Origin of the sequence: Gordonibacter sp. An230 (assembly GCF_002159915.1) — a bacterium.
Taxonomy (GTDB): Bacteria; Actinomycetota; Coriobacteriia; order Coriobacteriales; family Eggerthellaceae; genus Rubneribacter.
Genome location: NZ_NFJP01000001.1, coordinates 261,699 through 286,392, shown reverse-complemented (window position 1 = coordinate 286,392; position 24,694 = coordinate 261,699). Strand labels below are relative to the sequence as shown.

Below are 24,694 nucleotides of genomic sequence, written 5' to 3'. Positions count from 1 at the left end.
GCAGGGGACCGAGACTTCAGTCAAGCCACGGGAGAATATCAATGTAGTAGCTGCGACCGTATGGCGCAGAGATCACGATCTGCTCAGTCGCACCGGGCACCGCATACCAGACGAGACCGGCCACGCAAAACGCCGCGAAAAACGCACCCGCAAGCAACGTGAGCAGGGGAGACTTAAGCGCGCATCCCAGTATGAACAATCCCGCCACCATGAGCAGCACAGGCCATAGGCCCACTAGCATTAGCCCGAGCGACTGCCACCCTGCCACGCCGAGACTCATAGGCAGCAACGTTCCGCCCACGCAGAAGCACACCAAGCCGCCGACGAAATGCCGCGCCCGACGCCCCGGCTTGGCCGGCACCACCATGCGCACGATACCCAAGATGACGAAGATGAGCGGCCAATACTGCCACCACGACACGCCCTCCACGAACGTGACCACCAAAGATGTCACACCGAAGAACAGCAGGAACGACCCCAGCCACAACGCCCCCTTCACAGCTGCCGCCGATGGCTCCTTAGGAGGAGAAACGGGCCCCGTCGGGGCCGCAACGGGCTGAGGAGGGGCGCCGACGGGGGCTGTTGGGGCGCCCGTCGGCTGCGAGGGCGTCACCGAATACGGCATCGCGCCCGCAACGCCACCACCCGCAGGTGGCATCGCCCCTGCGGAGATAACTGCAGGAGGCGGCGGGGGCGACACGTGCGCGGCGCTCGTGTAACGCCATGCGGCCAGCTGAGCCGGACTCATCTCCTGCGCGTCCGTACCTTGATCGGCACGGCCGCGAGCAACAGACGCATCAACCTCTCCGTACGTTTCGGAGCGCACCGACTGCGGTTCCACCTCAACCGGAGCAACCTTCTCGGGCTCCTTTGGCAAAACCGCCCACATCGCCACATACGCCACGCCCAGAACTCCGGCCGACGCGATCGCGAACACCACCGCGAGAATGCGGGTGACCACCGGGTCCACGTCGAAGTACTCGGCCACGCCAGCGCACACGCCTCCCAAAAGCGCGTCACGCGAACGATAGAGCCGTTTCTCCTGAGTCACTCATCCCCCCGAACAACCGCGTCATCATCAGCGCATGAAGCATCTGGGCAGCTCAAACGTTCCACGCGCACCGTCAGAATGCGGCGACGGCGCATGGACTGGATCTTGAAGCAGTATCCACCGATACGAAACTCGTCGCCCATCTGGGGAACCGAATCGAGCATGCTCATGAACCAACCGGCGATCGTCTCGTAATCGGGCGATTCCGCAACGGGCCATCCCAGCTCTTCGGCGTCCTCGACGGCAAACCTTCCGTCCACCACCCACGCCGTGTCGCTCACTTGCTTGACGAACGGGCTTTCGCGATCCGTCTCGTCCACGATCTCGCCGACGATTTCCTCAAGGATATCCTCGACGGTAATTAAACCATCGGTGCCGCCGTACTCGTCCACGACGATGGCCATCTGTTGCCGATTCGTTTGCATCTCCGCCAGAAGCGGGAATATGTCCTTTGTCTCGGGCACGAACATGGCCTCGTAAGCATGTGCCGCAACCGGCTCATTCTCCCGTCCGTCCATAAGCGGAGCGATGAGATCTTTGTAGGTGACAATGCCCACGATGCGATCGATATCCTCATGGTACACGGGAAGGCGCGAATAGCCCGTGCCGCGCATGCGCTCCATGGCTTGGCGCACCGTTTCGACGTCCTCGACGAGGATCATGTCCACGCGCGGCTGCATGATCTCGTGAACGGACATGTCGCCGAGATCGATGATGTCATGGATCATGCGCTTCTCGTCGTCGAGCAACTCGTCGTTGTCGGTGACCATGAACTTGATCTCCTCTTCGGACACGCTCTGGCGCTCGTCGGCATCTTTGATGCCCAGCGCACGCGCAAGGCCGTTCGCCGAAACCGAGGTGAGGGCCACCAACGGAGAGGCGATCTTTTGGAACACCATGAGCGGGCCGGCCACCGTTTTGCTCACGCGTTCGGCGTCGGCCAGCGCGATGCGCTTGGGCACGAGCTCTCCCACGACGATGCTCAAATACGACACCACGAGCGTGATGAGAACAGGTGCCAGCCCAGGAGCGATGACCGCGAGCCACTGCACCCCCAAACCTGACAGCCAAGCGGAAAACGGTTCGGAGAGGTTCGTGGCGGCAGCAGCCGAGGCGAAGAACCCGACGAGCGTGATGGCCACTTGAATGGTTGCAAGGAACTGGCCGGAGTCGGCTGCGAGCGAAAGCGCGCGCCCTGCCCGCTTGTCCCCCTCCTCAGCCTCGTGCTGCAGCAACACCTGCTTGGCGTTGACCAGCGCCATTTCCGACATCGAGAAGTACCCGTTAACCAAGACGAGTACGACCGTTACGACGATGCTTATCCAAATGTCCATGAGCGATTCGTTCATCTCCTTCGTGAGCGGACGGAGCGCCCCCTTCGAGCGCTTACGTCGCAGCGGCCCCCTGCCTCTGCGACGGTCGTGGGGCTGTCATGCCCGCGCGCTTGCGCACGCACCCGCTCACATAACGTACAACGCGATGGCCAAAAACTGCAAGATGCTTCCGGCCAGAACCCAGAGATGGAATATGGAATGCATGTAGGGAAACCTCTTCAACACGTAGAAGACGCACCCGATGGAGTAGCACACGCCGCCAACTACGAGCAGCCACAACCCCGTCGCTGGAACAGCCTCCAAAAGCGACGGCAAGAACCACACGACGCACCAGCCCAGGAGCAAGTACAGCACGGCCGATATCCAACGCGGGCGGAACACCCAGAACGCCTCGCACGCCACCCCTGCCAGCGCAAGCGCCCACACGATCAGGCACAGCCACCCGCCGCCGTACGGAGCGAGCGAAATGAGGCAGAACGGCGTATACGAGCCTGCGATAAACAAGTAAATGCAGCTGTGGTCGAGCACCTTGAACACGCGCTTCGCCTTGTCCGCCGCTATGGCATGATAGAGCGTGGACATGGTGTACTCGAGCAGCATCGTGAGCGTGTAGACAAGCGCGGCGAACAAGTAGACACCGCCCCCGCTTTCCAAGGAACGCACCACGAGAACGGGGATGGCGGCGATGGCCAAAAGCGCGCCTAGGCCATGCGTCACGGAGTTAGCCACCTCTTCGCCCAACGTGTACTCGCGCACGTTGCGCTTTTTGTTCGCAGCGCTGGCCGAAGCGCTCGCCGTCTCGCGGCCCGCCGCGCGCATACCGGCGCCGTCGCGCGGCTTGAACTGGGAAGGCGTCCAGCCATGCGCAAGAGCGGGAGACGACACGGAGGGAGAAGGTTGCACTGTCGCAGCGGATGCGGGCGAAGGCGCGGAACGTGCGAAGACCTCAGATGGGGAAGAAGCCGCGGAAACGACCGAATCAGAGCGCAGAGCGCCGGACGGGCGCGCGCCCGTCCGGCGTCGGTAGGATGCTGCGGCGAGATGGGCGCTGGGAGCGTCCGGCAATGTGTCTGCTTCTTTCATGATGCTACTGTATCACATTTCCGCGAGGCTTCATCCACTCCAACCACGCACGCGCGTCGTCCTCCGTCGCATCGATGAGCCTGATGGTGGTGCCACCGATGCCCGCTGCAGTGCGCACGTTGATAGTCGCCGTTCCCGCAATGCGTTGGAAAGGATTTGTCTTCGTGTAACCGAACTGTATCTTTCCGCGCGGAAAGCTCACCGTCTCACGCGAAAGACCGCCGTTGCTCACCTGCATGAAGCGACGATTGTACGAGAATCCAGAGCCCCGATACCACAGCACGGCACCCACGACATCGGCCACGAACAACACAAAAGCGAATGCGTATCCAACGACGGCGCACGCATTCATCACGCCGAAAGCGAACGGATCGTCGAACGCGTGCGCCGCGTACATCAGATGCACCACCACCTGGAGTGCAGCCACGAACACGGCTAGCCAAAGGCCCAATCCCTGAATGAGGCATCGCCGAATGAAAGCGCGACGCAAGGCGACACGGGCCACCGGTTTGTTGTCGGCGGGAACGTCGGCGAACTCCGGCACGAGACCTGCGAGGATCTCGGGCACGCGGTTAAGCTTGACGAAGGGATGGACGACGATGCCCTGGTGCTTAACACCCTGCTGCTGCCCTTCTTGGCCTTCGGCCGCCGCATCGATCTTGCCAAGCGACACCTCGCAGTATCCCAACAGGCGACGGATGAGGGTCTGACGCACCACCACCGACTGCACGCGATCGATGTCGACGCCTTGGAACTGGTGCTGGAGCAGCCCACGCTCCACTTCGATGCGGCTGTCGCGACGACGAGCGCGAAACCCGCCGTACGCAACGCACGTGCCAATCGCCGAGAGCGCCCAGAGCACAACAGACGCAAGGACGAACACGACAATGCCGGCTACGACCGCGTTGCCGCCAAACAGGCCGACCCCCGTTGACACAAGCGAGTTCATCATCTGGTCGGACGAACCTACGAACAACGGAAGGATTCCATCAACGAACTGGGAGAACGCACCAATAAGACCGATCATGACCACCAGGAAGGCAGTGTTGTTGGAAAGACCGGTGAGCACGAGCTCTTTGTTGCTCAGCCCGTACTCGTACGCGACGCGCCCCGTGTCGATGAAAACGCCGCCAAACACCCCGCGCACATCATCCCAGATGTCAGCCGGCACGTCGAGGACGTTGCCCGTTTCCGGCGCGCCGGAAACGGAAGGAGCGCCGTGAGCGACCGCGGGCGCGCTACCGGGGACAGGAGCCGCCGGCGCGCCAGTCGATGCAGAGGCCCCTGCCGCGACGGCAACGGCGTGCTGTTTTCGGGCAAACAGCTCACGACGCAGCTCTTCGGCCCTCGTTTTCTGCATGTAAGGAATTTGCACAGCCTTGTTCGAAGCGCCCCCTGCGGTGTCGATGCTCACCGTGCACACGCCGAAGATGCGCTGCGGCAACGTCGCACGCTGGTCGACCGATTGAATACGCTGATAGGGCACGTGCACGCGCTTCTTGTTGAAGATTCCGGAGTAGAAGTTGAGCTCCTCGTCCCCCAGCTCGTAGTACAGATGTCGATACGACCACCACTGCACGAGGAACACGAGACCCACCAGCGCGATAAAACCAAGCACCGACACGACGACCACCAACAGGACGCCGGGCATGCCGTCGATAGCCCGCGGAGCGTCGCCATCGACAAGCGCCCCCGCGAGCGACGAACCACCGGCGAACAGCACAACCACGAGCGCGGTGAAGGCCGTCTGAATGCCCCCTAGCCAGATGTAGCTATGGTGCACGCGATGGCGCACGAGCTGCCGAGGCGACTGGCCGTCGGCTTGCCGGGGCGTCACCTGAGATTGCCGAGGCTCAAAGTTCTGCGGAGCGTTCGTCATCACACATCCTCTCGAGCGAGACGGGCCAGTTCGGCCGCATGGTCGCGCAGCTGCTCGGCCACGTCGAAAGCGAGACCGGGAATCTCATGCTCTCCTGCAGCCGTAGCCACCGTCACGCTGGCCAGACCGAACAAACGCAGGATGGGCCCTTGGCGCGTATCGGTGTTCTGCACGCGAATGAAGGGGATCACAAAGCGCTTGCGCCACACGATGCCCTTCGCGATGTCCAAGTAGTCATCAGACAGCTCGTATCGCCACCGAGCAAATCGGATGACCGGCAGCACGACGAGCCACAGCACCAACGCGAGCACGTACACAGCAAAGGTGATCGCCGCGCCAACAACCGCCGCCGAATTCCCGCCCGCCGCGAGAATCGCGCAAGGAGCGAACGCGCACACGAACGCAACGGTGAGCCAGATGGCATCGTTGATGCGCCAAACCATCTTGATTCTGGGATTAAGCTGATGCGCCGGAAGTTCTTTCATGACAAACCTCATCATCGATGGATTTCGGGCAATGCGCGTACATCATACCAAAGGAACGCACCTCCCTCTCCTGCGCTTTCCCAAGTACGCTTTTTGCGCATCCCTGTTTTCACGGCGATTCCCAAACCGCGCGGCACTCGCCGGACACCTCGATCACGCCCCCAACGAGCCTGCACTTCAACTCGAGGCAAGCCGCACCTCCCGCTTGCCTCGGCTCGTGCCAAGACGGACTCGCCCGGCACGCTGCAACTTAGCTCGAGCCGCAGTCCGTCCATGCCACGCAGCTCCAACCAAGCCGCAGATCGCCCCAGCTCGAACCCGGTAGTGATCGTTTAGCCCTGTTGCCCGAACCAAACCGCGGCCCAGCACGCTAGCCTGAACCTAGCTGGAAGTTGCCAGTTCGCCGCAGGTTGGGACAGGCCGCGGATGCAAGCTTTCCGCAGCCCAAACCGAATCGCGATCCGAGAACGCGCCGCAGCCTGCGTCCCGCACGACCCGCCAGTTTTCCGCAGCATGGGATGGGCCTCCTTGAACCGCCCTGCATGCTTTACAGTAATGTGCCCATACGTTTTACTTGGCATCGCTTCGCAACCATCGCCAACAATCCTTAGGGCGGTCTTTCGGATGCGCTTCGACGATGAGCGAGTAAGATTTCGCCCATCTTTAGCCTCCGCTCCCTCCGAAAAAGATTCCTACCGATCATCTCGGTGCGAGATCGAGAAAATCTCTCACGCGCGTTACCGCAGAGCCGCGAAACATCGCCAATGAGCAAGGAGGCGCGTTGACGAGCGCGCAAAGATCAAATCGTTCGCAGTTTCCGCGCTTTCAAATGCTGTGAAGATCGGATGGCGGTATACTCGCACCACGTTGGCATTCAAAGCGAAAGCGAGGCCGCATATGAGATACGATGAGTTGAAAGACGAGATCAAAGCCGCTCTGAAGGCGAAGGACAAACCGCGGCTGTCCATTTTGCGTCAAGTGCACGGCGAGATCAAGAACATCGAGGTGAACGAGCGCCGCGAAATCACCGACGCCGACGTGGACGCCATGCTCAAGCGCCTTATCAAACAGACGAAGGAAACCCTCGACGGCTCCATCAAAGCCGGCAACGACCAAGAGCGCACCGACACGCTGACCGCACAGGTTGCCATTTTGGAAAGCTACCTGCCCAAGCAGGTGTCGGGCGACGAACTGGCCGCCCTTGTGGACGAAGTGCTGGCCGAGACGGGTGCGTCGACGAAACGAGACATGGGACGCGTCATGGGCGCACTCGCCCAAAGAACCGGCGGTAACTTCGATAAGGCAGAAGCTGCGGCTTTGCTCGGTCAGAAGCTGGCATAACGCTCTCAAAGCAAGCTGTCGCACGTCCTGATGCGTGCGTTAGCCCGTAGCAAAGCCCCGTCGGACCCCCGGTGTCGGCGTTTACGCACGACCCACACTGAACGAATGGATGATCGAAAAAAGGGAAAAGGGAGGGAGGTCGCTCCCCCCTCCCTTTCCGAATCGAACTGCGCTCTCATCGACTCCCGCCAAGGCCTGTCCGCAGCTAGTTCGGTTCCCGTTCCGACCGAATCGAGTCCGGCTCAGGCGACGATCGGTCGTTCGCCAGGTTCGATCCCGCGTTCAGGCCATCCCCGCACCCGAGTTGCCACCCCGAGGCCTACGGACATCCGTCCGACGCGAAATTAAGGCGTTCGGGCCATCTCCGCACCCGAGTTGCCATCCCCGTCCGAATCGGATTCGAGTCCGACCCCGTCATTCCCATCCCACCCGAACCGCCCCCTATCTGGATCGAGCCGCAACCGCCTCGATCCTCTCTTTCTTAGATCGGGCTGCGCCCTATCCCCACGGCCGTCGTCCATTTGGGCCCCAGGCCAAACTGCGACCCACCAGCCACCCCACTCGGATCACCCTTCCCCCAACTTGGCCGGGCGCTCCCAGAGTGCAGCTGCCGAACGCAATGATCGACCCTTGCACCGCACCGCGATCATGCAGTCCCACCCGTTCGACGCAGGACAACCTGGTAATCGATTGCGTTTTGCATACCGCATTCGACCCGCCGCCCCCCCCTCGCCCCCGGACGACAAGCATGTCCGCACGGTCCGCCACAACCACGAGGAAAAGATTCGGCGCTTGGGGAAGAGCGCGCATCGGCCACACCCCGTTCGGCGCATTCATGTAATTCGCGAAAACACCGGAGACGCAGAAGAACAAGGCTCGATCAGAACGCCCCTTGTCGGACAATCCACATATGCGAATCGCCGGCAACGTACGAAACGCGAAGGCGGGTAACGCGAGAAGGGCCGCCGATCACTCGGCGACCCCTCTCGCTTTCGGTACGCAGCATCGATCAGCCGCGCTCTCTCGCAATCGAACGATCAGCGCATCGCGCAAAAACCGGCCTAATAGTGGGCCAGATCCTCGTCCTTCACGCGCCCACGGAACATGCGATAGATGATCACATGGTAGGCGAGCACGAGCGGCAGGCCCACGCACGTGATGATGGTCATCCACATGAGCGTGAGGTCGGACGACGCGGCGCTCATCGCCGTGATGGCAGGACCCGCGCTGTCAGCCGAAGCCACCACAAAGTTCGGGAACATCGAGGCTGCGAGCAGCAAAACGAGCATCATGCACGACGCGGACTGCGTGACAAACGCGGCTAGGTCGCTACCCTTCGCCTTCGCGAAGTACATCGACGCGACCACGGCGACCACAAACAGGATGGCCAAAAGCCAGCGCGCAATGTTAAGCGCGGGATCCATCGGCGTCTGAATGCCAAGGAGCGCGTACACGCTCACAACGACGAACAGCGCGAGCGACGCCACCTGCAAAGGGAGGCGCAAACCGGCCGCACGCTCCTGCACCTTGCTCGGCTTCGGCGCCTTGAGAGCCAGCCACGTCGCGCCCTGTGCCAGGAACATCGACAAGCCAAGCAGGCCACACAGCAGCGTGAACGGCGTGATGAGGCCCAGAAGCGGAACGCCCGCGTAATCGCCATTGGCATCCATCGGAATGCCCGCATAGACGTTGCCCACCGCAACGCCCAGCAGAAGCGCCGGCAGCAGCGATCCCACGACAAAGCATGCGTCCCACGCCTTGCCCCACTTGGGGTCGTGGCCGCGGTATTCGACGGAAACCGCTCGAACGATCAGGCCGAACAGCACCAGCATGACCGCCAGGTAGAAGCCCGAGAACGTGGTGGCGTACGCTGCCGGAAATGCCGCGAACAGCGCGCCGCCTGCGGTGAGCAACCACACCTCGTTGCCGTCCCACACCGGACCGATGCTCGTACGCACAATCGCCTTCTCCTTGTCGTCCTTCGCGACGAGGGGATAGAGCACGCCAGCGCCCAGATCAAACCCATCGAGCACGAAGTAGCCGGCAATGAGCACGAAGATCAGAAGGAACCAAAGTCCTTGGAAGAACGTGATATCCATGACTACTTCCCTTCCTTCGCAACGGCGGCCGCACCGACAGCGCCAGCGGTCGTCGCGGCGTTCTCAGCTTCGACGACGGGCCCTTCCTTGATGAAACGCCCCATCGTGCGCGCCCACGCCACCATGAGGAACGTGTACACCACCAAGAACAGCACCATGGTGATCATGAGCTCGGGGCCACTCACAGACTGCGACACGCCGTCGTTCACAAGCAGGTTCACGCCCTCGGGGCTGGTGGTCGAGGGATACACCACCCAAGGCTGACGGCCGAGCTCGGCCGTGAACCAGCCGCACTGGATGGCGATCAACGGGAAGACCGGCGAGATGAGCGCAAGGCGCTGCAGCCATTTCATGTTCTTGATCTTGCCCCCGCGCAGCGTGAACACGAGCACGAGGATCACCGTGAGGGCGATGAGGCCGAACATGGCCACCATGAGGTGGTACGTCTGGAACACCGCGTTCACCGGCGCCGTCTCGGGATCGAGCGCGCCGTACTCTTCGGTTTGGGCAAGATCGTTGAGGCCCTGATACTCGGTATCCCATGTGCCCGTGGCGAGGAAGCTCGTGCCTCCGGGAATGGAAAACGGCGTGATGACCTCTTGGCTCTCCTCGTCGACCCAGCCAAACAGGTACAACGGGGGAACCTCGGAATCGTACATGCCCTCCATCATGGCCAGCTTCGAGGGCTGCTCCTCGGCCACGGTAACGGCAGAGGAGTGCGCGGTGGCGAGCATGACCACAGTGGTCACGACACCCACCACAGCGCCGATCTTCATCGTCTTCATGGCGAAGTCGGTGTGGCGCTTCTTGATGAGGTACCACGCCGACACGGCTATCGCCACGAACGCGCCCATGATGAGCAGCGCGACCACGGTGTGCGAGTAGCGCGACCACACCGACGGGTTCAGAGCCGCGGCGAAGAAATCAGTGATAACAGCCTTCGAACCGTCGGCGGAAAGCTCGGCGCCGGCCGGCGTCTGCATCCACGAGTTCGCGATGAGGATCCACAGGGCCGACAAAGCCGAGCCAAACCACACGAGCCACGCCGACACCATGTAAACTTTCGGCGAGACGCGCTTGCGACCGAACAGCAGCACGCCCAGGAACGTGGACTCCAGGAAGAATGCGAGCAGCGCCTCGGCGGCCAACGGCGCACCAAAGATGTCGCCGACGAACCTCGAGTAGTCCGCCCAGTTCGTTCCGAACGAGAACTCCATCGTGATGCCCGTGGCCACACCCAGCACGAACGTCGCGGTGAAGATCTTCACCCAGAACTTGGTTGCCGCCGCGTCCTTGGGATCGCGCGAACGGTAGTACCGTGTCTCGTTGATGGCAAGGATAAGTCCCAACCCGATGGTCAGCGGCACGAAAATGAAGTGGTACGCCGCCGTGCAAGCGAACTGAATGCGCGCCAACAGCACGGGATCGGAGAAAATATCCATCGCACACCCCCTTACTCTCGTCTAATCTAACAAATTCTCACCGTTTTGCATTGTAGCACGCTGCAAAACAAAATGCTATGAAATCGATACCAATTTTGACGATACCGATTTTTGACGAGAGAGGTCGGTTAATTACACAGAGAGGCGGGACGGGGGTTCGAAGATGCGCCTCGCCCGCTTCGCACATCACGCGACGCCGACTCAAGGTGCGGCAAGACCGCGGAAAACAGAGCGCCGTGACGCCGACCACGCTCAAAGCAGCAACCTCCGTAGAGCCCCCGGCCTGCAACAGGGCAGGGGCTCCCAAAGCTCAGAGGGCAAAGAGCTCAAAACGCAGGGGCGCACGATACGGAAGAGCGGCGCGGGACGAGGCCAGCCACGGCACTCGGCGATCAGGCCTGCGCTCCCACGTCCTCCACCGCGCCAAATCGACCATGATAATCAGAGCCGCCTGTGCATATCAGGCCGTACCGCTCGGCCAGATCGGCGCAGCGCGCATGGTCGTCGGCGGTATGATCGGGATGGAATCGCTCCACACCGCCAAGCCCGCAATCCACGAGGTCAGGCAGAAGATCATAGCTATCAAGCTGGCCGGGATGCGCGAGCACGGCCACGCCTCCGTCCTCCACGATAGCGCGCACAGCATCGCGGGCGTCCACGTACTCGATATCGCGATCGCATATGCCCCCGTTCTTGAACAGGCCGCGATACAGCGCACGATAGCGTGCGCTCGAGAACGGCTCGTCCGTGAGAGCCGCCATGAGGTGCTGCTTGTAAAGGCACGTCGATGCGCGCCCCAGCTCGAGCGCACGCTCGACGTCCACCTCGTAGCCAGCATCCACCAACCGGTCGAGCTGCCACAGCGTGTTCGCGTTGCGGCGTTCGAGCAGCGGCTCGCATAAAGCCGCAAGCGCAGAAGCGCCCTCCTCGACGCCCAAGCCCAGCACGTGCACTTTGCGACCGCGCTCGAAATCGAAAGCGCTCACCTCGATGCCACCCACCACCTGCACGCCAAAGCGCTCGCCCAGCGCGACAGCCTCGCCCAAACCGCGCGTGGTGTCGTGGTTCGTGAACGCGAGAAGCGCGACACCACGCTCGCGCGCTCGGTCGATCACCTCCTCGAACGTGTCCGATCCGTCGGACATCGTCGTGTGCACATGGAAGTCGACGCTGCCAACGCGCTGGGCAACAGCCCCGGCGTCAAACACCCCATGCATGTCATTCATCGCGCTCCCACCCCTTCTCCGACTGGTTTCGCGCAGCTGCAGAGCGCCCGTGCGCAGCGGCCTTTTCCGGAAGCGCGTGATCGCTTTGCAGCCCTCCCGACGAACCGAAAGAACACTTCGTCACGGCCGCTAAACACGCGCCGACCGAGGACCCCCCCTTCCCCATGCGCCGCGTTACGGAGCCGCCGACGGCACCTCCCCGTCGAAACACGCCGCGCATTCGCAGCCCTTTCGCGTCCCGTCGGCCCGCCCATCAACCCCGAAACAGCCCCCTTCGAGCCTCCAAGCGCATCCGTCACGCCATCATCCCTTCCTGCATGTTGAACTCATGATCGCACAACCCTTCCATGAATTCGAGATCGTGGAAGATGCCGAGCATCGTGGTGCCCTCGGCTTTCAATTGTTCGATAAGGGCACGTACCTTGAGCTTCGACGCGTTATCGAGCGAAGCGGTGGGTTCGTCCAAGAGCAAAAGGCGCGGATGCTTGATCATCGCCGCAGCGATGTTGAGGCGCAGCTTCTCACCTCCCGAGAAGGTACGCGGATACAACTCCCATAGGTTCTCGTCGAGATCGAAATGGCGCAGCATGCGCTCTGTTTCGCGCTCGGCGCGAGATCGAGCAGCGCAGCCGTGCGTCTCGAGCGCGCTTTTCAACACGATATCGTAGGCCGTCTGGCGAGGCAAGGCGTTCAGGAACTGCGATACATAGCCCAGCTCGTAGGTGCGCAGGTACAGCATCTGACGCTGCGTGGCCTGCGCCAAGTCCAACATTCCGAAGCGCGCCGAATCGTAGAGGATGCGACCGCGCTCGGGAAGGTTCGTGCGCCAGATGCAGCGCAAAATGGTGGACTTCCCGCTGCCGCTGCGCCCGGTGATGCCTACGAACTGGCCCGACTCGAGGGATAACGAGATGTCGCGGCACCCCTGCACGCGGCGGTTCACACGATGGAGCAAAAACGACTTCGACAGGCCGTCTATCCTGAGAAGCGGGGGCGCCATCGACTTCGAGCATGCCTCGCTGCGGTTTTGCCGAACGTCAACCTCGGAGCAGAGCGCCTCGACCATGCTACCTCACCTCCACAGCGCCTGGATAAAACGCGCTAGTCGCAGGCGCACCGCCGAAAGCCCGCGCTTCGTCGGCATCTCGTCCGTAACCCAACGGTTGGTCGGGGTAGTGCGATCGGAACACGGAGTGGCCGCCCACGAACGCTCGCGTCACCGTGGGCATCGTGCGCTCGCCCACAGCACCGGCAGCGCCTTGCGAACCACGCGCGCCGACGGAGTCCGCAGGCGCCTCGTCGGTAACGCCGCACGATATCTCGCGCACCAAAAGCACATCGGCTCGCTTGCCCACCGCGAGCGACCCCACCTCGTCGGCGATGCCCGCAGCCTTCGCCGGGTTTACGGTGACCAGCGCAAAGGCCTCGGCGATATCCAAACCGCACGCATCGCGCAGCGCGAACACGGCGTCAAGCAGCGCCGCCGGGTAGTAATCGCTGCACAGCACGTCGATCGCACCGGCGGCCACCGCCTCGCGCGCCGAGAGGTTGCCCGAGTGGCTGCGGCCCAGCATGACGTTCGGCGCGCCCGCGACAGCGTGCATCCCACGCGCGCGAGCCTCGCGCGCAATGTCAAGCGAGATGGGAAACTCCGAGATCGTAGCTTGGAGACCATCCATGAACGCAAGCTTTTCGGCGCTGTCGTCATCATGCGAGGCGATGGACACGCCACGCTCGCATGCGACATCGGCCAGCTTCGCTATTTGAGCGTAGGAAAGCTTCGCGCTCTCCTGCTGCTGGCGAATGATCTCGCGCACCTCCTCGTCTGTCACGTCGCGATATCCCTTGATCGTTTCACCGAACACCAGAAGATCGCGATATTGTCCCTGCCCCGGCGTATGGTCCATGAACGACACGAGGTCCACCTTGCCGGAGCGCAAATAGCGTTCGATGTCGTCGTACAGGTCGACCGAGTCCAGCTCGACGCGCATGTGAAGACGATGCCGGATGAGATGGTCGCGTTCCTCGCCGCCTCGCATGGCCGCCACGCGGTCGATGAGGGCGCTCACGTTGCCGAAATCGCGAATGGGCTTGTGGTCGAAAACGCGCGCACCGTACACCGAAAGCGAGTGGAAGATGGTGGTTATGCCATGTGACACCAGCTCGCGGTCAGCCTTGTACAGCGACGTGTTCAGATCCATCACCACGCTCGGACGCGGAGAGGCCACGTTCTCAACGTAGTCGGAATGGATGTCGATGAGACCGGGGGTCACGTAGGCGCCGCGCGCGTCCACCACGGGCAGCGCGCCCAGCGCAGCGTCGGGCTGCACGTCGAAATCGCATGCGCCGACAGGCTCGATGGCGGCGATGCGCCCGTCGACGACCACGACGTCGTGATCGGGCAGCACGCGGTCGGCGCACACCACCGTGCCGCCGCGGATGATGCAAGAGTTGTCGTTCATGAGGCGGTTCCTTTCTCGGGTTGATCGGATAGGAGCGAAACGGCCTGTCCATGCCGCTAGGCGGCATAAGGGGCGTACCGGCTGGCACAGCAAGTCGACAAGGGGCGTTGGGACGTCCCGAATTCGCGGGATGACGAAGGCGCCGCACGCTTCGGCACGCAAGCCTTCGGCATCGCATGAAAGCGCGCTGCCCCAACGTGCCGTTGCGTCGACGTCATTCGCTGATCGTCAGAGCAGCGAATACACCAGCTGCTGGGTGTAGGCATGCTGGGGATCCTCCAGAATCTGGTCGGTCAGACCGCTTTCAATGACGCGGCCGTCCAGCATGACGAGCGTGCGGTCGGCCAGCATGCGGATGACACCAAGGTCGTGGCTCACCACGAGCATGCTCACGTTGAAGTCGCGACGAATCTGCTGGATGAGGTCGAGCACGGCGGCCTGCACGGACAGGTCGAGCCCCGTGGTCACCTCGTCGAGCAGCAGGATGGGCGGATTGTTCGACAACGCCTTGGCAATCTGGACGCGCTGCTGCATGCCGCCGGAGAAGTTGCGCGGCGGCTCGGCGGCGCGCGAGAGCGGGATGTTCACGCGTTCGAGCAGCTGCTCGCCGCGGGCGCGCATGGCGCCCACGCTGCGGCTGCCGGAGGCGATCATCTGCTCGGCGATGTTCGACAGGCTGGAGAAATCCATGCGCAGTCCCAGGTAGGGATTCTGGTACACCATACCGAACACCGTGTTGCGCACGGCGCGCCGCTGCTGCGAGGACAGCTCCAAGAGGTTTGCCGCACCGCCATCGTAAGGAAGGGCCCGCACCTCGCCTTCGGTGGCCTCCTCGTCGAAGAACAGGCACTTCATGAACGTGGACTTGCCGCTGCCCGATTCGCCGACGATGCCGACGATCTCACCCGGGAACACCTCGAGGCTCACGTCGCGCACCGCATGCACGGTGCCGCAGCGCGGGCACACGTTGCGGTTCAGCGACGCGCCCGGCTCCGCGCATTGCGGACAGGCGGTTCCGAAGCGCTTCGACAAGTGGCGAACGGACAGGCACGGCGCCTCGTCAGCACCGAACCGCTGGTCATCGAGCATGGGAGGCTCCTTCCCGGTCAGAAGATGGGTCGCCGGTCGTTCGTAGAGTCAGCGAGGGGGCTTCTGGTGCCGAAGATTGCGGTGAAAGGCCGACGAAGCGTGCTTCCGCACGTGAGGAGGCCTTGGAGCCGCTAGATTCGGCGCCAGAAGCCACCGCAGCGTCGGCTGGCTTCGTCGGCTGACAAGCCGACGAAGCACAATAGCTGGTGTCGTTGCACTGGTAGTACGTCTCGCCGGTGGACTCGTCCACCAGCTCGTCCAAATAAACCCCCTCGGCTCCGCACAGGCGGCAGCGCTTTCCGTCGAAGCGCTCCACCGCGAACGGATGGTCCTCGAAATCGAGCGGCACCACGTCAGTGTAAGGGGGTACGGCGTATATTTTCTTCTCGCGCCCCGCACCCAGAAGCGTGAGGTGATCGGCCTGGTTCAGCTTCAGGTTGTCAAAGCGCGGAATGGGCGAGGGAGCCATCACGTAGCGGCCGTTCACAAGCACGGGATGATCCGCCCCGGTGGTCGTCGTGCCGTGACGCACGATCTGGTCGAACAATTCCAGCCACGCGCCGGTGTAGTCGGCCTCGGCGTGCAGGCGCCTCGTGACGGCCTCCCGAGGCTCGAAACTGCGCAACGGCTCGGGCGTGGGAACTTGCAGCACCAGAATCTGGTCGTCGCGCAACGGGCACTCAGGAATACGATGGCGCGACTGAATGAGCGTGGCCTCCTCTGTGGCCTCGGTCACCTCCACGTCGGTGGTGTCGGCCACGAGCCTTTTGATGTTGACCGCGTTCACGCTATCGTCGCTTCCCTGGTCGATCACCTTCAGCACGTCGCTTCTGCCGATGAGACTGAGCGTGATCTGCAAGCCGCCCGTGCCCCAGCCGCGTCCGATGGGCATCTCGCGCGAAGCGAACGGAACCTGGTAGCCTGGAATAGATACGCCCTTGATGATGGCGCGTCGAATCTCGCGTTTCGACGCCTCGTCGAAGAACGCATAGTTATAACGTTGCTGCATGGGAGGCCTCCTTCGGATCGGCTGCATCGCAGGCAGAAGGGGCGAGATGGGCGGAATCGCCATCGAGGCGAACGCTTTCGCCATCGCCATCGGAAGCGTCCTTGCAAGCGCCATCGAGCCCATCACCGCAAGCGGCCACCCGACGCGTCTCGCGAACGCTGGACAGCTTCGATTGGAACGTCACGTAGTGCGGAAGCTTGAGGTGCGAGATGAAGCCCGCAGCCTCCACGCCGTCCACGTGATAGAGCACGAACTCCTCGTCTTCGGTAGGGAACCGCGCGTCTCCGTGCTCGAGGCAATGATCGAGCACGCTCATGGCGATAGCCTTCGTCTCGGCGCGGCCGAACACGAGACCATAGCCAATGGTCAGCGCAAGGCCCGCACCGCCCCCGACAGAGCCGCCGCCGACGCCCGCTTCCGCGCCGTCTTCCCCCTCGAACACGCTCTCCACCTCGGTCACCGGAACAGATCCCAGGTAGTAGGCGTCCTCCGGGCCTCCCGTCTGCAGCGGATGGTCCACCGCCACGGGCACGCGACCTTGCCGCAGTTCGCCCACCGTGGGGTGCGCGGGGCCGAAACCGCGGATGGCGGCGTAACCCAGCGCTTCGACCGCTTGCGTCATGCCGCGCGCAAGCGTTTGCAAGCGCACCGAGCGCGGAGCGGGAAACGACAGCGGCGCCATCGTGGCGTCCACCGGCTCGGCATCGTCGTTCTCAACCTGGGCGATGAGCCCCTGCGCACGCAGATGGTCCAGCACGCGCGGCATGACCGCAGGAACGCCATCACGCCCGGACACCTCGACGGCCTCGTCGAAATGAGCCTCCAGATCGGCGCGCTTTTCAGCCAGCTCCTCGGTGCCTTCGGTTTCCAAATCGAACGCGAGCAGCCGGTGACTGTAGTCGCGCGTAGCTCCGAGCACCTGACCGCCGGGGACGTCCTTGAAAGCAGCCGATACGCGGCGCGCGACGCGCATCCGGGCCGTGTCCACCGGACGAGATACGTAGGGACGCTCGAGCGTGGAACGGAACGCCCGCAGCAGGAACACCGCCTCGTCAGGCGAACCCTGGGCCTGCTTGAGCGCAAGCGCGGCCAAACGCGGCGCGTATAGCGAGGCTTCGCCCATCACCTGGTCAACCAATTCGGGGAACGTGCCCTCGATCTCATCGGTGCTCCACGCCGCCGACGCACGCACACGCTCTCGCTCGAGCAGCTTGAGGCTCTCCTCGATGGCTTTTCCGCCACCGCGTACGGCCACGTAGCCCATTTAGCTCACCTCCTCGTCCATAGGGAAGCACGACGCCTCCTCGCGCAACGGCTCCCCGGAGCGCTTCGCGTCAAACGCCCGCTCTCCCAACGTGCTGCGGCGCAACGATCGCCTTTCGTGAACCAGCGGCGAGGAATCGCCGAGGAGGGTTGCGCTGGCGCTGCGCGGCACGGCCACCACATGGCCATCGGGATCAACCAGCACGATCTCGATGCCGCATGGAAACTCGTCGCCACGCTGTGCACGGGCATTGAGCCAATCCACGCGATCGACCGCGAAGCTGTTCACGTCGCGCACACCCGGCCCGCGCAGCGCCACGACATGAACAGCCTGCTCCGCGATCTCGCCGAGTTCTCCCCTGTCACCGGCCATGCCGACCCCGCCGCTCTCGGGCGCTTCAGCCAGCCGAGAGCAGCCGACAAGCACGGTCGCCCCCTTCTCCGGAGCGATCAGCGTGCCGCAGCACGCCTCGACCACCGCCTCGTGAGCCGCCCGCGCGTCCGCACGGACGGGCACCACCACGAAGTCGGCCTCACGCAAAGGCGCACAACGCGCACGCGTCTCACCCGAAAGGTAGGCCGTAACCGCATCCGTTTCGGAATCGACGACGCAAAACGTCACCGCTTGGTCTACAAACAACCGCGCCACTTGCTCAAGCGAAGCATCGAGAGACGCAGGTCGACCGGAATTCTCCGGCGCCAACTCCACCTCGTGCACCACGCCCGGACGGGCAAATGCGTCGAGGACGCTCCGAAACGCGCGTTGAGCGCGATGCGGCTCCTCGGAACCCCGCATCATCGTCCCTCACCCCCGTCCGCAGGTTGAGGCCGCTTGATTCGCGCCTCGTCCACCGCGCCGTTCGTCGTCCTCGACGTTCCGTCCAACTCCGAGCAGGAGGTCAGGACGTCCATCGTCGAGAAATCGACTTTCGTCGTCGCGATGCGGCGCGCATCGAGCTCGTCGCGAGCTTCGATGCGGGCGAGCTCCGTACGCAGCGCCGCGTCCCAGCGAGAAGCCCATGCGTCACCATCCGCGCCGGAGAACGCCGCATCCACCACAGCCAGCTCGTAGGCGCGGCAACGGTCGCTGCCCAGCACGAGGCCGAGGCCCACTTCGTCGCCCACCCGCACGCGGCACGACGTCATGAGCGCCTCGCCGAGGAAGAACAGGCTACCCTGCGCCGTTTCGCGCGCCTGCACCATTACCAGTTCCTCGCGCGGCTCGTCGAGCACGACGAGCGCTTCGGCGCCCTGTTCGCGCTCCACCTCGCACACGATGGCCCGCGCCAGCGCGGGATCGCCCTCCACGAGGGCGCGCGTGCGTTCGTATCGTTTCAACATGAGATCCTTTCTTCAAGGTTCGATCAGTTCATCAAGAGCGGCGTCTCGCGGACGGCGCGGGACGAATGGCTACCTCTGCACGATGTAGCGCTTGCGCAACTTGGTGGCCACCACCTCGAGCACAACGGCCACCGCCAGGCACAGGTACACGATCAGGCCCACCTCGTGGATGTTGTAGTAAAAGCTTCCCGCCAAGAACAGCTGGTAGCCGATACCGCCCGCGCCCGCCACGGCGCCCACGGCCACGGCGTTCACGAAGTTGATCTCGAAGCGGATGAACGTCCACGACAGCATCTCGTTCACCTTCTCGGGCACCACGCCTTGAAACACCACCTGCCACCACGATGCGCCGCTGGCGCGCAGGGCCTCGATCACGCCGGGGTCCACTTCCTCGAAGCTCTCCGAGTACGCCTTCACCAGGTACGCCACGCTGTGGAAGAGCAGGCCGGTCACGGCCGCCTCCGGCCCCAGCCCGATGGCCACGCTGAACACGAGCACCCACAGGATGGTGGGCACGGCGCGCGCCACGCTCATTAACACCTTGATGGCGTTGCTCGCGGCGCGGTTCGACAGGTTGGACGCAGCCACAAGCCCCAGCACGAACGCGATCACAGCGCCGATAAACGTGGTGAGCAGCGCCAGCGCCAGCGAGACGAGCAGGCCTTCGACCACATCGGGCAAGGTGAAGTGGCCGCCCAGCCCCGGTTGCGTCATCATCGTGACGAAATCGCCCGTCGCTGCGGCCATCGCCTCCGGAAACGGAACCTTCCCGTAGTCCATCGTCGCAAGCGCGAACACCGTCACCAGCGCGAACGCGCCCAGCACCGCGTACAGCGACACGTTTGACCTGGAGGCGACATGCACCTTGATCCTTCCCGACCGCGACGTGCGCACGCCGCGCGGCCCGCCCGCTACGCTAGAGCACGCCTCCGCAGGGCCGACGAGCTCAACCTTCGGCCCATCCGTCATAGAATCCTCCTTCTCACGAAGTTCGACACCAGCTCGCAGACGATGACCACGAGGATGATGCACAGCAGTACGAGGCCCGCGACGTCGTAACGGAAGCTTTTGTAGTACACGTCAAACACAAAACCGATGCCGGTGCCGGTGAGGATGCCCACGAGCGTTGCGTCGCGGATGTTCGTCTCGATCATATACAGCACCCAGCTGACCACCGAGGTGATGCTCATCGGCACCACCGCCTGGGCCACAATCTGGCCGTAGCTCGCACCGCATGCGCGCAGCGCTTCCACCGGCCCGGCGCTCATCTCGTCGACGCTTTCCAAAAAGCAACGGGTTAAGTAACCGAAACTCGTGAGGAACAGGGCGAAGAACCCGGTGAACTCGCTCTGCTTGAACGAAAACAGCAGGATAAACGCCCAGGCCACTACCGGGATGTTGCGAAACAGCGACGCGATGCCCCTCACGAACTGGGGAAACGGTCCCCCCACCCCGACGGTCCGCGACCCCAGCACCGCGCAGACATACGCCAAAGCCGCTGCCGTGCAGCTCGAGGCGACCGAGGCGAGGACCGTCGAGCCTAAGGCGGGCAGGATGGCGTCCAGCTTTTGAAGGGAGGAGGCGGAGGGAACGAACTGGGTTGCCATCCATACGAACCCGCCCGGGACATCGAGGATCGCCTGAACGAAATCGAAGCCGACGTACACGCCCGACAGCACGCCGAGCGCCGCGACCGCAAGCGCCGCCGCCGCGACGGCCAAAGTGCGTCGAAGGAAAAACGAGCCATCGTAGGAGCCGCGCGGGGCAGAAGAGCGAGCGTGCAGTCCTTCCGGCAGCCCCACCGTCCGCGCCACTCGCTCCGTCATGCCGCCACCACCCCGGAAGCCGTCGGGCCGTCGGAGGTTGCGGCCGGACCGGCCGCGGCGACCGAAGCGGGAGCGGCGGACGGCGCGCCCGGGCGCTCCGCAGAGCGAACGGCGCCCGCGGCAACGCCGAAGCCCTCGGCATCCTCGGCATTCGCGCCGTAGATACGCGCGATCATGGCCTCGTCCAGCTCGTCGGGCGCTCCGTCGAACACAAGCCTGCCGCCTGCCAGCCCCACGATACGATCCGAGAATTCCAATGCGAAATCCACCTGATGCAAGTTCACGAGGCACGCCACGCCCAGCTCGTCAGCCGCCCAACGCAGGTGCTCCATCACCGTGCGCGACGACTTCGGATCGAGACTGGCGATGGGCTCGTCGGCCAGCATGAGCAGCGGGTCCTGCACGAGCGCCCGAGCGATGCCCACGCGCTGCTTCTGACCGCCCGACAGCTGATCAGTGCGGGTATACGCGAAGTCGGCGAGACCCACCTGATCGAGAATCTCGAACGCACGGCGCTTTTCCTCTTCGCTGAACAGGCCCAACATGCCCGCAATGGTGGACTTGTAGCCCAAACGCCCTTGCAGCACGTTCTCTATTGCCGTGGCACGGTGCACGAGGTTGTAGTGCTGAAACACCATGGCTATGCGACGACGGCATGCGCGCAAAGCGCGCCCGCGTGCACGCACCATGTCGTCTCCATCGAACGCAACCGACCCTTCCGTGGGGTCGACAAGGCGATTCACGCAGCGCAGAAGCGTCGATTTGCCTGCTCCCGACGAGCCGATGACGCTGACAAACTCGCCGCGGCGCACCTCAAGGCTCACGTCGTCAAGCGCCCGTGCCCGGCCGTCGTAGCTTTTCGACAACCCGCGCAGCTCAAGCAGCACGCCGCCCATCATTCGGCTCCGTTCAACTTGCGCACAGGCTCGTACCACGCGTCGTCGACCTCCACGAAGCACGTCTTCTCGGAGGCCTTCTCGAAGATGCCCTTTGCACCTTCGTCCTCGGGATCAACGAAGATCTGCGGATCGTCCGCCACCGCATCGGAACAGAAATACTCGACGATCTTCTTTCGATCCTCCTCAGAGATGGCCTCCTCGTTGAAGCACACGGGAGCGTTCAGCACCGGCGTGACGGCAATGATGACGAACTGTTTGCCTCGCACGGTATCGAAGGGAGCCTCGGCGTCCGTCCTCACCTGGTACACGGCGCCCACAGAGTTGGCATCGCCCGACACGAGGTCGAAATACATGTCCACATCCACATCGTCGAACGCTGCCGCATCGGCGTCGCCGGACAGCAGGTTCACCGCCGAGCCCTGGTGCGAATTGCCGAACAGCACCTCGGAGAAGAATGCGCCTCCTTCCAACAGCTCGTCTGAGCTTTCGAGGCCGAACTCGCTGACGATGTCGTTCGAAGGCACCTTGAATCCCGAGGTGGACGTAGCGGATACGAACGAGAACGATTTGCCCCTTATATTCTTGATGGAATAGGAGTCGCCGTCTTTGTACTGATCGGCATTCTCCGCAAGAACGCTGATACGGCTGTAGTAGCACGCGCCGTCAAGGCCACCCTCCTCGTCGCTGTTCGTGAACGCGGCCAGAACCATCGGATTCTTCTTGTTGGCCTGCACATAACCTTCGGCCCCCAGGTACGCCATCTGAGCTTTACCCGACGCAATGGCCTCGATGGCCACGTTGTAGTCGGTGGTGGTCAGAAGCTCGACCTCGCGTCCGCACACAGCCGTGATGGCTTTGCCCATAGCCTCTCGGGCAGCACTGAGGTCGGCCGACGAGTTGTCGGGCAGCCACACCATGGTCAAAACATCGGACGGGGCCGTCGAAGAGCTCGTGCCTGAGCCAGACGCGCTCGCCCCAGCCGGCGCACCCGAGCCGCTTGCTGTGCACCCCGCCAAGGCGCCGCATACGCCCGCCATTGTCAACGCAGCCGCACCAGCAACAAATTGGCGCCTGCTCAAAAAGCTTTCTCTCATGCTTGCGTTCCTTCCGTGTCCCCGGTGTCGTTCGCCGGGATCGCGTGCGTTTCCGCATGCGGGCCGCCGGTGCGACCTGCGTGCGGAAACCATCGTAAGAAAGGAAGGTAAGAACGAGTGAAAGGACGGGTAAAGATGCCCCCAAGTTTGGGAAAAGTCGAGATCAGAATGATGAAAGGAACACGTAAAGCCAGATCAGAGCGAGGTAAAGCCCCTTTATGAACGCATGCGGCGCTCGATCTCGACCGCGTCGATGACCTCTTGCTTCGAATGAACGCCCAACTTCGCGTAGATACGTTTCGCATAGCCTTTGACGGTGTTGCGGGCCAGGTACAGCTCCTCGCAGATAAACGCCACATCGCGCCCGCGGGCGAGGAGATCGAGGACCTCCGTCTCGCGCTTCGTCAACCCGCAGCGACGCCCGATGGCCCGGCACGCTTCGGCGTGCTCCTCCTCCGAAGCGTCCGCCAACGCGCGCCTAAGCCGCTCCTTCTCCTCGCGCTGGCGGTTCAAAGCCTGCTCCATCTCGCGCAGCTCGCGCTTGCGGCTTCGCTGCGTGACGAACAGCAGAGCCGCGAACACCACATAAGCCAAAAAGATGACGAGTGGCATCGAGTAGTGGAACGCATCGTAGGAGCGGACGCCGAACGCGCCCGGCACGTACAACCCCGCCAAGAACGCCGCATGCGAAAATGCGTACCCGACCGAAATGAGCATGATGGCGAGCGAACGCCGGCTCGACAGCTCGTCGATAACAAGGGAATAGAACAGAAGACCGCATACCTGGTATCCAGCTCCCATGAAGAATATGAGCGCGTCGAAAGGCACCAGCACGAGCACAGCCGCGATCAGGCAGAGCACCACTTGCAACGCGGCTGCGTAGCTGCGGCGCCTGCCGAACCGGGCCCACAGGAGAAACGCGCACGCTCCCACAGGCGCACCCCAGCTGCTCGCAAGCCCGCCCCAAGGAGATCCCTCCGGGGCCATCGCAATGGCCACGAGCGCTCCGTGCAGAAACGACACGACCACGAAACCCGCCACGGGAAGCGCGACAGCCTGCAGCGCGTCCGAGATGCCATCCGACGCGCCAAGGCCCACGCGCGCTTCGCCTTGGAAGAAGGGGCGCTCCTCGCGCGACCATGTCATGCGACGGACAACCACTGCGCACAGGCACGATGCCGGCACGCACATCGAAAGAACCGCCTGCCCTGCACCCGCCGCCATCGAGAACACGGCCGCGAACAGACTCCCCCCGACCAAGGCCTGCCACCCCTGCGCAAACAGCGCGCGCCGCTCGGGCAGGAAGGTGAGCATGCCAAACCAAAACACCATCGCCGGCGCAAGGCCGACCCCGCTCAGCGCGCCCGCCACGCCCGCCAGCACAACCCCTCCCCCCTGTCCCGTCGCGAACGCAAGGGCCAGTCCGCACGCAAACACACCGTATCCCGCCATCGCCCCCGCGAAGTACACCTCGTCCACGGCGCGGCGAGAACGTGCGACAGCCGCGCCGTAGCACAGCGCCGACGCCGATGTCGCAACGCCGAGCGCCATATTGAACGCACGGTACACGTCGCTAGACGCCTCGTTCGATATGAGGAAGTTCGGGAAGACGCACGCGACGCTCGCACAACACAGCAGGCCGAATCCGACCAGCATCACCGCGAAGCGCCCACCTTCGCCCTTCCCCTGACGCATCGAACTCCCTCCTTTCCTTCCGCAGCAGTATACCCGCACCATGCAGCAAAATCGAACGGGAGGCGCATCCCTCATC

Annotated in this window: 21 protein-coding genes; 1 reads left to right on the top strand and 20 read right to left on the bottom strand. The window is 63.3% G+C overall.

Annotated elements, in window-relative coordinates; translation table 11 throughout:
- Window positions 1-16 precede the first annotated feature (16 nt).
- The 5 genes from B5F40_RS01040 to B5F40_RS01020 form a co-directional block, all read right to left on the bottom strand.
- On the bottom strand, window positions 17-1,051 hold the full coding sequence (locus B5F40_RS01040) for a PspC domain-containing protein (RefSeq protein ID WP_087192512.1): 1,035 nt from the start codon (window positions 1,049-1,051) through the stop codon (window positions 17-19).
- Window positions 1,048-2,385, bottom strand: coding sequence for a hemolysin family protein (locus tag B5F40_RS01035; protein ID WP_087192562.1), 1,338 nt, complete (start codon window positions 2,383-2,385; stop codon window positions 1,048-1,050). Before B5F40_RS01035 ends, B5F40_RS01040 begins: the two co-directional genes overlap by 4 nt.
- Window positions 2,386-2,511: 126 nt before the next feature.
- Complete coding sequence (gene trhA / locus B5F40_RS01030) at window positions 2,512-3,204, bottom strand: PAQR family membrane homeostasis protein TrhA (RefSeq protein ID WP_087192511.1); 693 nt, start codon at window positions 3,202-3,204, stop codon at window positions 2,512-2,514.
- A gap of 268 nt (window positions 3,205-3,472) precedes the next feature.
- Window positions 3,473-5,347, bottom strand: a complete 1,875-nt coding sequence (locus B5F40_RS01025) for a PH domain-containing protein (protein ID WP_087192510.1) — start codon at window positions 5,345-5,347, stop codon at window positions 3,473-3,475.
- Window positions 5,347-5,832, bottom strand: coding sequence for a PH domain-containing protein (locus tag B5F40_RS01020; protein ID WP_087192509.1), 486 nt, complete (start codon window positions 5,830-5,832; stop codon window positions 5,347-5,349). The genes B5F40_RS01025 and B5F40_RS01020 overlap by 1 nt, the downstream gene beginning before the upstream one ends.
- A gap of 897 nt (window positions 5,833-6,729) precedes the next feature.
- Here B5F40_RS01020 and B5F40_RS01015 point away from each other — a divergent pair.
- Entirely contained in the window at window positions 6,730-7,173 is a 444-nt protein-coding gene (locus tag B5F40_RS01015) for a GatB/YqeY domain-containing protein (RefSeq protein ID WP_087192508.1), read from the top strand.
- A gap of 1,061 nt (window positions 7,174-8,234) precedes the next feature.
- Here B5F40_RS01015 and cydB read toward each other — a convergent pair.
- The 15 genes from cydB to B5F40_RS00935 form a co-directional block, all read right to left on the bottom strand.
- The gene (gene cydB, locus B5F40_RS01010; RefSeq protein WP_087192507.1) at window positions 8,235-9,272 is read right to left on the bottom strand and encodes a cytochrome d ubiquinol oxidase subunit II; all 1,038 of its coding nucleotides are present in this window, start codon (window positions 9,270-9,272) and stop codon (window positions 8,235-8,237) included.
- Window positions 9,273-9,274: 2 nt separating this feature from the next.
- Window positions 9,275-10,714: a cytochrome ubiquinol oxidase subunit I gene (locus B5F40_RS01005; RefSeq protein ID WP_087192506.1), complete on the bottom strand. Its 1,440-nt coding sequence runs from the start codon at window positions 10,712-10,714 to the stop codon at window positions 9,275-9,277.
- 392 nt (window positions 10,715-11,106) lie between these two features.
- Window positions 11,107-11,940: a phosphoribosyl 1,2-cyclic phosphate 1,2-diphosphodiesterase gene (gene phnPP, locus B5F40_RS01000; RefSeq protein ID WP_239442831.1), complete on the bottom strand. Its 834-nt coding sequence runs from the start codon at window positions 11,938-11,940 to the stop codon at window positions 11,107-11,109.
- A 295-nt stretch (window positions 11,941-12,235) separates the two neighbouring features.
- A complete protein-coding gene (locus tag B5F40_RS00990; protein ID WP_239442830.1) occupies window positions 12,236-13,006 on the bottom strand; it encodes a phosphonate C-P lyase system protein PhnL in 771 nt (256 codons plus the stop codon).
- Between the two features lies 1 nt (window position 13,007).
- Entirely contained in the window at window positions 13,008-14,402 is a 1,395-nt protein-coding gene (locus B5F40_RS00985) for an alpha-D-ribose 1-methylphosphonate 5-triphosphate diphosphatase (RefSeq protein WP_087192504.1), read from the bottom strand.
- A gap of 228 nt (window positions 14,403-14,630) precedes the next feature.
- A complete protein-coding gene (locus B5F40_RS00980) occupies window positions 14,631-15,491 on the bottom strand; it encodes an ATP-binding cassette domain-containing protein (RefSeq protein ID WP_087192503.1) in 861 nt (286 codons plus the stop codon).
- Entirely contained in the window at window positions 15,481-16,500 is a 1,020-nt protein-coding gene (locus tag B5F40_RS00975) for an alpha-D-ribose 1-methylphosphonate 5-phosphate C-P-lyase PhnJ (protein WP_087192502.1), read from the bottom strand. Before B5F40_RS00975 ends, B5F40_RS00980 begins: the two co-directional genes overlap by 11 nt.
- Window positions 16,484-17,764, bottom strand: a complete 1,281-nt coding sequence (locus B5F40_RS00970) for a carbon-phosphorus lyase complex subunit PhnI (protein ID WP_087192501.1) — start codon at window positions 17,762-17,764, stop codon at window positions 16,484-16,486. The genes B5F40_RS00975 and B5F40_RS00970 overlap by 17 nt, the downstream gene beginning before the upstream one ends.
- On the bottom strand, window positions 17,765-18,562 hold the full coding sequence (gene phnH / locus B5F40_RS00965) for a phosphonate C-P lyase system protein PhnH (protein ID WP_087192500.1): 798 nt from the start codon (window positions 18,560-18,562) through the stop codon (window positions 17,765-17,767).
- Window positions 18,559-19,104: a phosphonate C-P lyase system protein PhnG gene (phnG, locus tag B5F40_RS00960; protein ID WP_087192499.1), complete on the bottom strand. Its 546-nt coding sequence runs from the start codon at window positions 19,102-19,104 to the stop codon at window positions 18,559-18,561. The genes phnH and phnG overlap by 4 nt, the downstream gene beginning before the upstream one ends.
- Window positions 19,105-19,173: 69 nt before the next feature.
- On the bottom strand, window positions 19,174-20,073 hold the full coding sequence (locus B5F40_RS00955) for a PhnE/PtxC family ABC transporter permease (protein ID WP_239442829.1): 900 nt from the start codon (window positions 20,071-20,073) through the stop codon (window positions 19,174-19,176).
- Window positions 20,070-20,930, bottom strand: a complete 861-nt coding sequence (locus tag B5F40_RS00950) for a PhnE/PtxC family ABC transporter permease (protein WP_087192498.1) — start codon at window positions 20,928-20,930, stop codon at window positions 20,070-20,072. Before B5F40_RS00950 ends, B5F40_RS00955 begins: the two co-directional genes overlap by 4 nt.
- Window positions 20,927-21,829, bottom strand: a complete 903-nt coding sequence (phnC, locus tag B5F40_RS00945; RefSeq protein WP_239442828.1) for a phosphonate ABC transporter ATP-binding protein — start codon at window positions 21,827-21,829, stop codon at window positions 20,927-20,929. The genes B5F40_RS00950 and phnC overlap by 4 nt, the downstream gene beginning before the upstream one ends.
- On the bottom strand, window positions 21,826-22,923 hold the full coding sequence (locus tag B5F40_RS00940) for a phosphate/phosphite/phosphonate ABC transporter substrate-binding protein (RefSeq protein WP_087192496.1): 1,098 nt from the start codon (window positions 22,921-22,923) through the stop codon (window positions 21,826-21,828). Before B5F40_RS00940 ends, phnC begins: the two co-directional genes overlap by 4 nt.
- Window positions 22,924-23,139: 216 nt before the next feature.
- On the bottom strand, window positions 23,140-24,618 hold the full coding sequence (locus B5F40_RS00935) for a LuxR C-terminal-related transcriptional regulator (RefSeq protein ID WP_162610837.1): 1,479 nt from the start codon (window positions 24,616-24,618) through the stop codon (window positions 23,140-23,142).
- Window positions 24,619-24,694 lie beyond the last annotated feature (76 nt).